This is a genomic window from Clostridioides sp. ES-S-0190-01 (genome assembly GCF_020658275.1).
Classification (GTDB): Bacteria; Bacillota; Clostridia; order Peptostreptococcales; family Peptostreptococcaceae; genus Clostridioides.
This window is the reverse complement of the sequence record NZ_JACVWA010000015.1, coordinates 434,590-447,957: the sequence shown is the minus strand read 5'-3', so window position 1 is coordinate 447,957 and position 13,368 is coordinate 434,590. Positions and strand designations below refer to the sequence as shown.

The following is a 13,368-nucleotide window of genomic DNA, read 5'->3' as shown; positions in this document are numbered from 1 at the left end:
TAATATTATAAATTAGCTGTTTCTTAATATAGAAGATAGGGGGGACGATATGGATAATAAAAAATTAGATGAAATAAACATAAGCCAAAAACCTGCTATAGAAGTATTGAAAAATTTGGGATACACATATATAGATACACAAGACGCTGAAATAATGAGAGGGAATCTATATAATGTATTACTAAAACCAATAATAAAATCTAAATTAGAAGAATTAAACTCTTACACATATAAGGGTAAAGAGTATAAATTTAATGAAAAAAATATAAATACGGCGATGAATGATTTAGACGAATTATTAACTGATGGGCTAGTTAAAACAAATGAAAAAATATTTAACACATTACTTTTAGGAAGAAGTTACACTGAAACTTTAGAAGATGGAACTAAAAGAAGTTTTACAATTAAGTTTATAGACTGGGAATATATAAGTAACAATGACTTTTATATTGTAGAAGAATTTTCAGTTGAAAGTGAAGATGGAAAAAATACAGCTAGACCTGACTTAGTATTATTTATAAATGGAATTCCTTTTGGTGTTATAGAATGTAAAAAAAGCTCATTATCTATAGACCAAGGTATAAGTCAAATGATTAGAAATCAATCAAAAGACTATATTCCTCAGTTATTTAAATTTATACAAATTGTAATGGCGACTAATAAGAATGAAACCAAGTATGCTACATGCAGTACTCCTAAGAAGTTTTGGAGTGTATGGAAAGAGGAAAATAATAAATGGCTAGGGTCTGAACTAGCCAAAGTAGTAAATGGAAGAATACCTACTAACCAAGATAAAAATATAATCTCGTTACTTCATCCATCAAGAATTATTGAATTTATCAAATACTTTATATTATTTGATAAAGATATAAAGAAAATATGTAGATATCAACAATATTTTGCAATAAAAGAAATAATGAAGACTATAGAAGAAAATGATGAAAATGGAAATAGACAATCTGGGGTTATATGGCATACCCAAGGCTCTGGAAAATCTTTAACAATGGTAATGGTAGCAAAATATATTTTATCTGAACTTGCAACTCTAAACCCTAAAGTCATAGTTGTTACAGATAGAGTTGATTTAGATACACAGATTAATAGAACATTTAACCATACAAGATTAAGAGCAATAAAGGCAGCAACTGGTAATCATTTAATAAAACTAATTAATGATGATGAGGCTGATATCATAACTACTTTAGTTCATAAATTTGATACAGCAGCAAATAAAGAAACAAAGTTGGAGAATAGAGATATATTTGTGTTAGTAGACGAGTCTCATAGAAGTCAGTATAAAGAATTAAATACAAAGATGAAAAATGTATTTCCTAATGCATGTTATATAGGATTTACAGGTACACCTCTAATGAAAAAGCAAAAAAGTACAGTTAAAAAGTTTGGGAGTAAACTAATACACAAATATACTATAGCTGATGGAGTAGAAGACAAAGCTATACTGCCACTTTTATATGAGGGAAGAATGGTAGAACAAAGCGTTAATAGGAGAGCTATTGATTTACAACTTGATATAATTACAAGAAATCTTAATAAAGCTCAAAAAGAAGAAGTAATGAAAAAATGGAGTTGTTTTGAGAGAGTAGCATCTAGTGAACAAAGAATAAGGCTAATATCTTTTGATATAAATGAACATTTTGTGAATAACTATAAAAGTAGTAACTCACCATTTACAGCTATGTTAGCAACTAGTAGTAAATCAGAAGCTATAAAATATTTAAGAGCTTTTGAAGAGCTGAATGATATGAATGTGGCAGTTGTAATTTCACCTCCTGATATGAGGGAAGGAAATGAAGAAGTAGATAAAGTATCTAAGGATATGATTATTGAGTTTTGGAATGAAATGATGAAGAAATACAGTAATTCTACATCATATGAAGATACGATAAAAGATAACTTCATTCATGGTGAAATAGATTTATTAATAGTAGTAGAAAAACTTCTTACAGGATTTGATGCACCAAGAGCAACTGTTTTATATATAGATAAAGAAATGAAGGAACATACATTACTTCAAGCTATTGCAAGAGTTAATCGTCTATATGAAGGTAAAGACTATGGTTATATTGTGGATTATAGAGGGTTAATAAAAAAGCTTGATGAAGCTATGAGCCAATATAGTGGATCTGGGCTTGAGAACTTTGAAGGAAAAGATCTAAAAGGTGCTATTTGTAATGTAAGTGTAATAATAGGTTCTTTAAGGCAATATTACAGTGAACTTATTAGTTTCTTTAATAGTGTAAAAAATAAAGATGATGAAGAAGAATATGAAGTTTACCTAGCTGATAATAAATTAAGAACAGATTTTTATGAGTTAGTAAGCAACTATGGAAGGAATTTATCAATAACCCTAGAATCTGAAAAAATTTATAATGAATTAGGAAAAGAAGAGATAGAAAAACATAAATCATATTTCAAGTTCTGTCAGAAATTAAGACAGTCTGTAAAAAGAAGATATTCAGATAGTATAGACAATAAAGAATATGAAGCTAGAATGCAAAAACTAATAGATAATTACATTGCAGCTGAAGGTATGATGTATATAACTAATCCAGTAGATATACTTGATGAAAAAGCTTTTGAAGAAGAAGTAAAGAATGCCAAAAATCCTAGATCAAAAGCAGATACGATTAGAACAAGACTAGGAAAAAGTATAAGCGAAAAATGGGATGAAAATCCTACTTACTATAAAAAGTTCTCAGAGAGAATAGAAAAAGTATTAGAAGATTATAAAAATAAAAGAATATCTGAAGTTGATTATCTAAATAAAATGGAAGATCTAAAGAATAAATATAGAGAAAAGAAAGATGAAACAGAGTATCCAGACCCTATTAAGTATAATGAGAATGCACAGGCTTTCTATGGTGTAGTAAGTGAAGTAGTCTGTGATAGCGATAGTGAATATGGTGAAATGGACGATTTGGCAAAGTTAGCTTTACAAATTGATAATGTAATTAGGGAAAAGTGTAAAGTTGATTGGCATAATAATACTGATGTACACAATCAGATAGCTCAAGAAATAGATGATATTATATTTGATTATACAGACAAAACAGGAATAGAACTTACTTTTGACGATATAGATAAAATAATAGAAAAAGTAAAAAATATAGCGTTAAAGAGATATTAGGAGACAAAATGAACACATATGAGATAATCTATGGTGAAAGTATAATTAAATTTAAGCTTGAGAGAAAACATATTAAAAATATTAACTTAAATATTAAAATTAGTGGGGATGTAGTTGTATCTGCTAATCAAGAAGTTCCACTAGAATATATAAAAGAGTTTGTTTCTAAGAAAGCTGACTGGATTGAAAAAAATTTAAAATATTACAAAAATCATGAACCGGAAAAAGAACATAAGAAAGAATTAGTTAGTGGAGAGACTTTAAAATATTTAGGAAAACAGTACAGACTTAAAGTAGTAGAAAGTGAAGAAGAAGTTGTAAAATATTTTAGAGGTTATATTTATTTAAATGTGAAAGATAAGGGTAATTACAAGAGAAAAGAAGAGTTATTAAATAATTGGTACGATTATAAATGTAAAACTATATTTAATGATTTGTATAATGAAACTTACCCACAGTTAAGTAAATATGATGTTCCTCATATAAAAATTAATATAAGAAAAATGAAAACAAGATGGGGATCATGTATTGCTAGTAAAAATACAATAATATTAAATCGAGATTTAATCAAAGCCCCAAAGTACTGCATAAAATATGTTATCTTACATGAGTTAATTCATATGATTCACAATGAACATAATAAAGAGTTTTATGACTTTCTTTATATATTTATGCCTGACTGGGAAGAAAGAAAAAAAATATTAGATGAAGAAATTGCAATGGTATTATAAAAGGAGTAAAAATATGGCTGATAAAATAATAAAAGCTCAAAATTTATTTGACAAATGATAAAGAGATTTTAAATATTCTAAAATACTATACAATAATAAGAGTCAAAGCTGAAGGTATCATAAATAATGGGTTTTATAACAATTAGTTATAAAACCTATTTTTATACTAATATTTAAATACTAAATAAAAAATTGTACCCCAATAATACCCCAACTACAAAAATAAACAATAAAAAATAACCAAAAAATTGCTCTAACATCATAACTAAATAGCTATATGCCTACACTTACGAAAAACAACAAAACAATCAAATAACCACTTATAGACTCCCCTCGTCTCCACCATTGAAATCCACTAAAAAGATATTGATTGAAAAATCAATATTTTTTTTATTATATGAGGTAATAAAATGAAGATATTTGAATTAAGCAAGATTACTTTTAATACAAAATAATATATAATATATTTAGTAAAATAACTAGATATTATTTGTGTATATAAAAAAATTATAGAAAATAATATTTGAGAAATAAATTTTTCTGTTATACAAGGAATATGATAATTAATCTGATAAAATTGTACAGTTTGTTTATAATCTTATTTATGCGTTGTATAAAAACTTATATCTTAAAATTTACTATGGTAGTCAAGGTAGATTTTATTATTGACGCTATATCTATTAATGATATAATGAAAACATAAATTTTGAAAGTAAATGAATACGATTTTGAAGTAGACTGAAAAGAAGAACAGAATATGGCGAAATATAGATTCAAAGTACATAAGATTAAATGTACAGTAGATGGATAAATGGAGACTTGAATAGGCAAAAGATTGTAGTGAAAATTATTATTATTGAATGAGTATATGTACCTATAAATAAAACTGTAGAACTGATGACGCCTGTTCAGATCTATATCATAAAGGATATGAAAAAAAGATTAAAAACTTATTGTGTATTTAATGATGTTAGAATGAAAAGTATGTTGAGAAATATACTAGATGAGTTTTTGAAATCTAAAGGGATTTAATTAATTCATGATATAATTTTAAGGAGGAATTAAAATATGGCTAATATTCATGCTGTGATTGAAGAAGTTGCAAAATTAAATCCTGCATTAGCAAGGGAGATTCAGAAATATGTGAAGACGCATTCTTATGGTCTTGTATATGAGAATAACTTACCAGATGCAGTAAGATTATATAAAAAATTGCCTGGAGTTGGTGATAATGTTAATATTTTATCCAAACGCGGACATGAAGAAACAGATGTAAACAAAGTGGTATGGACTGTTAAAGAAATTAAAGATGGAGTTGCAATTATTCAGAATAGTGACGAATTTTATGAAGTACCAGTGGAAGATATTGTTCCAATCGTTGGATATAGAGATGTTATTTATCCAGGTTTAAAAGAGGTTGACCGTGTAGAGAATGGGAAACCTGAAGATCCATATCATATGGTAATTAATTCTGAGAACTATCATGCATTGGAAGCTTTGACTTATGCATATGCTGGTAAGGTTGATTGCATATATATTGACCCACCATATAATTCAGGTGCTACTGATTGGAAATATAATAATGATTATGTTGATGAAAATGATAAATATAGACACAGCAAATGGTTAACATTTATGGAAAGACGTTTAAAATTAGCAGCTCAATTATTAAATCCTAATAATTCCGTTCTAATTGTTACAATAGATGAAAAGGAGTATGCTAGATTAGGATTATTGTTGGAGCAAATTTTTCCAGAAGCTAAAATTCAGATGATAAGTAGTATTATCAGTAGAAAAGGTACTGCTCGTGCGGATGAATTTTCTCGAACAAATGAATTTATTTATTGTGTCCGTTTTGGAAATTGTTCGATTGAGAAATTAAATGATGTTAAATCTGTTTCAAAAGATTCTGAAGTGCATTGGCAACCATTACGTAGGAGCGATTTAGCATCTAAACGAGGTACAAAAAAAGGTGGAACTGCACAATTTTATCCTATTTATATTGATTCTAAAGAAGGGAAGATTGTTCATATAGGAGAGCCGTTAATGCCAAGTGATAGTTTAGATTCAATTCCAATGATTGAAGGTACAATTCCTGTTTTTCCAATTCGTGATAATGGTATAGAAATGAACTGGGGGCTAACTGGTGGTGCATTAAAAGCTCGTCTAGAGAAGGGATTTGTCAGAGTTGGTAAATATTTTAAAGACAAACCTCAAAAATATGTAATATCATATTTGACAACAGGAACCATTGAGGATATTGAAAAAGGAGAAGCAACTGTTACGGGTTATGCAAAAGATGGTAGCGTAAATGCTTTTTATTCTACTGGAAAGAAATCATTGCCAACAACTCAGTGGGATAATGTTGCATATGATGCAAAGATATATGGAACAAATGTTAATTCGTGTTTTATGCCAGATAGAATATTTCCATTTCCTAAGTCAGTATATGCTGTAGAGGATGTTATTCGTTTATTTGTTACAAATAAACCAGATGCACTTATTGTAGATTTTTTTGCGGGTTCAGGTACTACAGCAAATGCAGTAATGCTTCTAAATCATCTTGATGGAGGAAATAGACGTTCAATTTCTATTACAAATAATGAAATTGGGGCAGATGAAGAAAGAACATTTATACAAAAAGGTTTACAACCTTATGATGCTGAGTGGATGGAATATGGAATTGCGAATTATTTCACGTGGCCTCGTATTAAGTCAGCAATTACAGGTATCAATACTCTTAATGAACCAGTTAAAGGTGACTATAAATTTACGGAAGAATTTCCTATGTCTGATGGATTTAAAGAGAATGCCATATTTTGTGAGTTAACATACGAGTCAGCATGGCCTATTCGACTGGATAATGCATTTGATGCAATTGCTCCTATTCTTTGGATGCAAGCAGGTTGTCGTGGACCAATTATTAGAAAAATAGGAAAGAGTTATTTAACAACAGATTATTATGGTGTATTATTTGATTACAATCAAGCGTCAAAATTTTGTGAGAAGATTAAAAATACACCATCAATTAAGACCGTATTTGTTGTAACAGATGATCAAAGAAGGTATTCTAATATGTGTAAAAGGCTACCAGGAGTAGAAGTACATAGATTGTATGAAACATACCTTAGAACATTTGAAATTTATGGAGAAGGGGGTATTGACTAAATATGAAATATGAGTTATTTGATTTTCAAAAAACTGCAGTAAATACTCTTTTAAAGAGATTAGAATCAATGCAGAGAAGCTATGAATCAGATGGTTCATTATCTGCAGTTCCGTTAATTGCACCTACAGGTTCTGGTAAAACAGTTATTGCTGCAGCTGTAGCAGAGGCATTGTTTTATGGAAATGATATCTATAGTGGAGATAGTAGTGCGACTATTTTATGGTTGTCTGACAGTCCGTCCTTGAATGAGCAGACATTAAAGAAGTTTGCTGACGCGACAGATTTACTGTCAGATGCAAAAACTATGGAAGTTATTGGTCCAGATTTTGCAAAGAATCATCTGAAATTACAGCAGGGACATATCTATTTTTTAAATAGACAGCTTCTTGGTGAAGGAAAAAAGTTATCAAATCCATCAGAAGTTGGGCGTACTTTTTATGATGTTCTTACAAATACAATTGAAGACGATAATATTCGTTTTTATTTATTTATTGATGAAGCACATAGGGGTCTTGGTAGTAAAGGTGATAGCAAGGCTACATCTGAAAATACTAGTAAGACTATTTATGCTAAATTGATTGATGGTCAGGAAGGAAATAATCCACCCGTACCTGTAGTGATTGGTATTTCTGCTACTCCTGAAAATTTCAACAAAGCAATGAATGGTAGAAAAGAACGTGATATTAAAGCTGAAGTGAAAGTTCCAGTATCACAGGTAAGAACTTCTGGGTTGGTTAAAGATTCTATTGAGTTAAGAACACCCCAAAAAGCAGTTGATACAAAACATCAGGATTTGAAATATGCTTGCGAGAAGTTAGCTGAATCATCAAGTCTTTGGAAAAAGTATTGTGAAGAGAATCATATATATCCAATTATTGTGCCACTTATGGTTGTACAGGTTGAAGACAAGGTTAGTAAAGAAACATTGGCTGCATTATGTAGCCAGATTTGCAAAACTTTACCTTGGCTTGATAGTTCAACATGCTTTGCTAATGTATTTGGTGGACATGAAGATATTATAACTAATGCAGGGAAAATTCCTTATGTAAAACCTGAGGATGTTGCAGAACATAATGAAATTAAAGTTCTATTTGCTAAGGATGCAGTTTCAACTGGTTGGGATTGTCCACGTGCTGAAGTAATTTATTCTAGACGTAAACGTAGTGATCCAACATATATTGCTCAATTAATTGGTCGTATGGTTCGTACACCGTTGGCTCGGAGAATTCGTGATATAGAGGAGTTAAATACTGTTTCTTGCTACCTTCCACAGTATGATGCATCAACGGTTGAAAGTGTTGTTAAAAAGTTGAAAGAAGATAATATAGACCAGACTTCTAATATCACAGTTAACTCTGTTGATGTTGCATTTTTTGGTAAAACAAAGAAGATGTTAGAGGAAAAATTGGAGAATAAACAGAAAAAAGAAAGTGGACAGAATGATATATCTTTATGCAATGAGGATACAATTGTGCAACATGTATCTAATGCAACGGAAATTTCAAATATAGTTAGTTCTGGTATGTTAGATATATCTAATTTAGAGGATGAATTTTATGTAAATATGGATGATGATTTTTCAGTTAATTCAGACGAGGCTCAAGAATTTATGCAGAAACTTAATGAGATACTTGAACGTATTCCTAAGGTCGATAGCGAAGCTATACGTACATGTTTTGAGAGTATTATTACAAGGCAAGTACGTCATGATAAGCCAAATCATTTTTTAGATTTGTGGGATTGTGTCGATATAATTGAAGCGGATCTTAATCCAAATGGAAATCTTGATGCTGATATTCAGGAAGATTTCTATCGTAATATTGAGGCTGAAATTAAGAGGAATCCAGCACAATACAAGCGTTCACTTGGTGAAATTCGTAGTACACAGATGTCTATTAAAAGAGTTGACCCATTAACTGGTGAAGAATTTGAAGATCGCGTTGAATTGGCTGAAAATGATGCAGATAGATTACTCGCTTACTATAAGAATACAGTGAGAGTTTTCTCAGGTGCATCTGATAAAATTAAATACTGCATTAATAAAAGAATGAAAGATGAACTTGATACAGAAGAAGATGCTATTCGTATGATGTGTGCAGTTGGATATTGTATTGAAATTGTTCAGGCTATGGAAGTTTGGGCTGAAAGCAAAACAGAAGAACTACTTGACATATATGGACCATTTAGAGCTTCTGTATCTGAAAAGAATAGAGAAAAATGGGATAGAATTGAAGGTAATACAAAACCTTATGTTGAAGATTATTTGAACATAAAATCTACTAATACACATCAGAATAAAGATTATGATAGATATGAAAAACATATCATCAGTGATGATGATGGATGGTCATATCATAAGTTAAATGAATTAGAACAGAAAATTCTCAGAACAGAAATGAGTCATGCATTGAATGTTGCTTGGTATAGAAATCAACCAAAGAATCTTCGCGCATCACTATCTATTCCAAAATGGATGAATAGCGAAGGAAAGCAGCTCGATAATTGTTATCCCGATTTTATATTTTTTCAGAATGTAGGCGGAAAAATTATTCCTTCAATTGTTGATCCACATGGAGGCTGGTTGGGTGATAGTGTTGGTCGATTGAAAGGATATGTTTCATATCTGAAAGATCATCCAACAATGTTTGCAAGAGTACTTGCTGTTACAGATGAAAAAAATGATGAGATTCGTTATCTAGACTTAATGAAATCAGAGGTACAAGAGGCAATTGATAAGTTTACTGGTAGTCATGCAAAAGAATTGTTTAATGGACCATTAAGTAAACAGTATAAGATTGTAGATGAGGATTAATTTAGTGAGGCTGTAGCATAACTAATTTTAAAATTGGAGGCGTATGCAGCCATCTTTTTTAATTAAAAAAGATGAATAATTAAATACTTAAATGTGCTTAAAACGGTCGGTAAACAGAATAAATATCTGCAAGGTTTAAACTGCAGAATAAATTTAATATCTTATTAGTATATAAGTAATATATTAATTACACCATATAGATTTGAAGAATTAAAAAATTATGAAAATACATTAATAGACCTAATTATAGTGTTAACAAATAACATATTTGAAAATAGGAACAAAATAGATTATATAAGAAATCAAATTTTGATGTAGATAAAATAGATAATATGTTAGAAGCTATAAAGAAAGATATTTTACAAATAGATGGTAGGCTAGAAAGTCGTATCAAATTGTTTTACAACTATATATTATATATTTGATCTATATTAAATAGATAGCCTACTAGAATAGGAACATAAAAACTAAAAAAGAGATGTTGATAAAAATATTAACATCTCTTTTTTAGTATAAAAAATTAAAAGGAGGAAGTTAATATGATTAACTTATGTAAGAAAGAAGATTTAAACTTATTATCAGAATATCCTAAAGAAATTGTTGATAGTGTAGATAACATTATCACGATATTGAATGAATCTTACGGAAAGGATAGAAAATTAACAGATGATGGTGGATATGTATGTGTAATTGAGGAGATTGAAGAAGTAGAGTCTCTAAAAGTAAACATACTAAAGGGATTAATTGAAGAGTTTAGTGATGTTATACATGAAGATGGTATTGATAAATATAGTTCAACATTATACTTATTATCTAGTGATTATTCTATTACCGTAATTACTAAGAATAAAGCAACTGATGAATTACTAAAATAAGCATTTATACTAGCAAAGTATAGATGCTTATTTTTATTTAGCATTAAGAAATATATTAACTATTGATAATTTAAAGGAGGTTAGAATATGTGGACATTAATAATAGCATTTGTTTTAAGTCTTATAGCAGAGGGGATAGATCCAAGCGAAGCAGTAAGTAAAGCTTGTTCAAAGTATGGAGTTATAGGATAGATTGTAATAAATAAAGGTATGGATATATAAGGAGAGATAAAAATGGAGTAGGAAGTATCAGCAAAGAGAGTAAATATTGTATCTCTTAAAATAGTTAAAGAAAGTTCAGTACTATATGAAACTAGAAAAATAAGTAATCCTTATGATGCATATAGATTAGCAAAAAACTTTCTAATAGATAGTGATAGAGAAAAGTTTATAGTGGCTTGTTTAGATACAAAGAATCAACCTGTAAGCATAGAAGTAGTAAGTGTTGGCACTGTAAATTCAGCTATAGTACATCCAAGAGAAGTATTTAAGACAGCGGTTCTTACTAATGCATCAAAAATATTATGCTTTCATAATCATCCATCTGGGAGTATTAATATTAGTAAAGAAGATGAATCAATAACTGAGAGATTAAGAAAATCAGGTGAAATATTAGGAATTGAATTAGTAGACCATATTATAGTAGGTGATAATGATACATACTTTAGTTTTAAAGAAAATAACAAGATATAGGAAGTCTTAGCTTAGAGATAGAAGCTAAGACTTTTTCTATGTACCTATGTAATTAACTAGGGCTAACAGGGCTAATAAAATAAAGCCTTAGAAGCCCTGATAAAAAATACAAGAGTAGTGGAGGATAGCATGATAAAAATAAAATCAGAGATTTTGAATAAATTGTTTTTCAAAGAACTTCAACAACTAATAAGAAAATACAATGAAATAGAAAGTAGTACACAAGAAGTAATAGAATCAATAATGAATCATCTAGATGATGAAGAATTAGGAAAATACTTATTAAATAATCCTAGTAAGTTAGATGAAGTAGTAAGTACAATGAAAATTAGAGATATAGATGTGGATGTTATTCTATTTTTCATTTGGTACAACTCAGAGATAAAAGATATGAGTATAGAAAATGCGATTATTAATTATGAAATATTAGATATAAATGGATACATAGAAATAGAAGAATACTTAATATACAGAAGTGATAAATACTTAAAAAAATATGCTAAAGAAGCTTTAGAAACAATGCTAGATGATGAACATATCATAGATAGATTGTTTGACAAGGAGATGATAATGGACTTTTGGTTAAATAAAACTGATAAGCATGAGGTAATGAATGAGATACTTGAGAATGATGATTTAGAAGAAGTGTTAGATATTAATCCAGAGTACGCATTTAAAATTAGTAAAGGAATAGAGTATAAGTATTCAACTGTAGAGTATTAGGATACAAATAGGAGTAAATAAAATATGTTTAATAAAGAAAATAGATATATAACTAACCACTTATAGACTCCCACTCGTTTCCACTATTGAAATCCAAAAAAGATATTAGCAAATTGCTAATATCTTTTTTGGAAAATTAATCTAATAACATATATAATTAACTTATAAAACACACATGAAGAGGTAAAACTATATGGCTAAAATTGACAATATGATGTCCATATTATGGATGCTAAACTCAGATAAAAAAATTACCGCGAAACAAATATCTGAAAAACTAGAAATAAACATAAGAACTGTTTACAGACACATTGATGCATTATCTGCTAGTGGAATACCTATAATTTCAGATACAGGTCATAATGGTGGATATACACTTTTGAATAATTTCATCAAAGCACCTCTTTTTTTCGATACAGAAGAGCAAACTGCTCTACTTCATGCAGCTATATTTGCTAAAGAAGAAGGGTGTTTCTTAGATGAAACATTAGATAAAGCAACTTCAAAGTTAAAAATGTATTCAAATCAAAAACAAGAAGAAATTTTAACAAAACATTTAATAGGTTTTGAAGTAATAAAACCAACTGGAAAAATATCCATAGAATCTGTACTTAAAAAGTTGAAGAATAGTATAGCAAATGAATTATCTGTAGAAATTAATTATCGCACAGCTCGTGAAGAAAAATCAAAATGTAGGATTATAAATCCATATGGAATTGTTCGTTGGAATAATAATTGGTACATAGTAGCATTTTGCCAAATGAGAAATGAGATTCGTAGCTTTAGGTTAGATAGAATTAGTAGTGTTATAGAAACATCAAATACTTTTAATAGACCAAAGGAATTTTCAGCAAGTGAATTCTTTATAAAGGGGATTATGGACGAAACAAAAGATGAAGATAATACTATACAATTAGTTATAGAAGGAAAGAGAAATGCATTGGACAACTTATGTCAGCATTGGCTTCTAGGATATTATTTGAAAGAAAGGACTTCAAATAAAGCAATATTTAAACTTCAAGAAGAGATAATATTTACATATGTACCAAATATACTTATACCTTATAGAAAATCTATACAAATAATTGAACCATTAAGCCTTAGGGATAAAATGGTTGAAGATTTAATTGAATTAATTAATCACTATCAAATTTAATAACTTAACTGACAGAGTCTGTCAGTTAAGTTATTTTACAATGTAGGTATATTAATTGATA

General features: G+C 29.1%; 8 protein-coding genes and 1 pseudogene. All 9 read left to right on the top strand.

Annotated elements, in window-relative coordinates:
* Positions 1-49 precede the first annotated feature (49 nt).
* The 9 genes and pseudogenes from IC214_RS05475 to IC214_RS05435 all read left to right on the top strand — a co-directional run bounded on the left by IC214_RS05475 (position 50) and on the right by IC214_RS05435 (position 13,307).
* Entirely contained in the window at positions 50-3,148 is a 3,099-nt protein-coding gene (locus IC214_RS05475) for a type I restriction endonuclease subunit R (RefSeq protein WP_227866355.1), read from the top strand.
* 8 nt (positions 3,149-3,156) lie between these two features.
* Positions 3,157-3,879, top strand: a complete 723-nt coding sequence (locus IC214_RS05470; protein WP_227866354.1) for a SprT family zinc-dependent metalloprotease — start codon at positions 3,157-3,159, stop codon at positions 3,877-3,879.
* Between the two features lie 1,068 nt (positions 3,880-4,947).
* Positions 4,948-7,047, top strand: a complete 2,100-nt coding sequence (locus IC214_RS05465; protein ID WP_227866353.1) for a DNA methyltransferase — start codon at positions 4,948-4,950, stop codon at positions 7,045-7,047.
* A gap of 2 nt (positions 7,048-7,049) precedes the next feature.
* Positions 7,050-7,679 (top strand): annotated as a pseudogene (locus IC214_RS21095) (DEAD/DEAH box helicase family protein); the annotation flags it as partial.
* Positions 7,680-7,742: 63 nt separating this feature from the next.
* Positions 7,743-9,860 carry a hypothetical protein gene (locus IC214_RS05455; RefSeq protein WP_227866374.1) on the top strand — a complete coding sequence of 706 codons (2,118 nt, stop codon included), beginning with the start codon at positions 7,743-7,745 and terminating at the stop codon, positions 9,858-9,860.
* Between the two features lie 539 nt (positions 9,861-10,399).
* Positions 10,400-10,735 (top strand): hypothetical protein, encoded by a 336-nt coding sequence (locus IC214_RS05450; protein ID WP_227866352.1) that lies wholly within the window; start codon positions 10,400-10,402, stop codon positions 10,733-10,735.
* Positions 10,736-11,002: 267 nt separating this feature from the next.
* Positions 11,003-11,428 carry a JAB domain-containing protein gene (locus tag IC214_RS05445; protein WP_227866371.1) on the top strand — a complete coding sequence of 142 codons (426 nt, stop codon included), beginning with the start codon at positions 11,003-11,005 and terminating at the stop codon, positions 11,426-11,428.
* A gap of 129 nt (positions 11,429-11,557) precedes the next feature.
* The gene (locus IC214_RS05440; RefSeq protein WP_227866351.1) at positions 11,558-12,151 is read left to right on the top strand and encodes a hypothetical protein; all 594 of its coding nucleotides are present in this window, start codon (positions 11,558-11,560) and stop codon (positions 12,149-12,151) included.
* A gap of 193 nt (positions 12,152-12,344) precedes the next feature.
* A complete protein-coding gene (locus IC214_RS05435) occupies positions 12,345-13,307 on the top strand; it encodes a helix-turn-helix transcriptional regulator (protein ID WP_227866350.1) in 963 nt (320 codons plus the stop codon).
* Positions 13,308-13,368 lie beyond the last annotated feature (61 nt).